Origin of the sequence: Curtobacterium sp. MCBA15_008 (assembly GCF_001865065.1) — a bacterium.
Classification (GTDB): Bacteria; Actinomycetota; Actinomycetes; order Actinomycetales; family Microbacteriaceae; genus Curtobacterium.
Map to the genome: position 1 here is coordinate 1 of NZ_MJGN01000069.1, position 382 is coordinate 382.

Consider the following 382-nt stretch of genomic DNA (forward strand, 5'->3'; position numbering starts at 1 on the left):
CAATATAGAGAGAGACATCTTGGCCAACGCTGCAGAAGTTCAGTGCCCGCGCTCGATCAGTGACGAAGATCGAGCGCGTGCCCAAATGTATCGGTTGCTGGGTGTCCTGCTGGACGCCCCACCTTCGAGTGAGCTGCTCCGGGGGCTGGTAACCTTAGAGGGTGACGATACTCCGATTGGATCCGCCTCCAGAAACCTCGCTGCCCTTGCCCAACGCACCGCGCCCAATGATGCAGAGCGGGAGTTCAACAACCTTTTCGTTGGCATCGGTCGCGGTGAATTACTGCCCTACACCAGTTATTACCTGACCGGCTTTCTCAACGAGAAGCCCCTTGCGGATCTGCGTAGCGATCTGATGGCCAGGGGCATCAAGGCTAGAGAC

1 protein-coding gene is annotated in these 382 nt (G+C 57.6%); it reads left to right on the forward strand.

The features are described from left to right. Window positions 1-19 precede the first annotated feature (19 nt). Window positions 20-382: molecular chaperone (locus tag BIU96_RS19240; protein WP_139200139.1), on the forward strand; the 363-nt coding region annotated here is incomplete at its 3' end.